This window comes from Labrenzia sp. ATLA3, from assembly GCF_057180185.1.
This window is the reverse complement of sequence record NZ_JBXUKV010000024.1, coordinates 1-442: the sequence shown is the minus strand read 5'-3', so window position 1 is coordinate 442 and position 442 is coordinate 1. Positions and strand designations below refer to the sequence as shown.

Annotated in this window: 1 protein-coding gene; it reads left to right on the top strand. The window is 64.0% G+C overall.

Features of this window, described 5'->3' with window-relative positions:
* On the top strand, positions 1-442 hold a 442-nt coding region (locus AC2A6O_RS29050; RefSeq protein WP_498932185.1), incomplete at both ends, for a PAAR-like domain-containing protein.

Here is a 442-nt window from a genome sequence, read left to right as displayed (position 1 = left end):
GCTCCAGCACGACCTGCGTGCACGGCGATGCGCCGGGAACACGGAAAGGCGTCAAATCCGGCACGGTGGAGGATATCTGCGAACCCATCGGGCATGCGCCGGAGGTTCGCGCGGAAGGCTCCAACGTCATCCGCCACCTCGACCGCTTCCATATGAATTGCAAGAATACCGTCGGCGAGGCGATTTTCGTCAGGGATACCGCAACCTACCAGGCTCCGGAAGATGACGATCCGGTGCCAGGGTCGCTCGTTTTAGCTGACAGCTCCGGCGAAGGCGTGGTGATGAGCGACGCGAGCCCGGATCCCCTCATCATGGGTGCACAATATGCGCAGGCATTGCCTGCACAGCCCTTGCCAGGCGCTGCGCCGGGGACGCAACCACCCCGACCAGGCGTCGGCGGTCCAAACAACGTCATCCAAGGGCCGTGGCAGTCCCGCCCGAT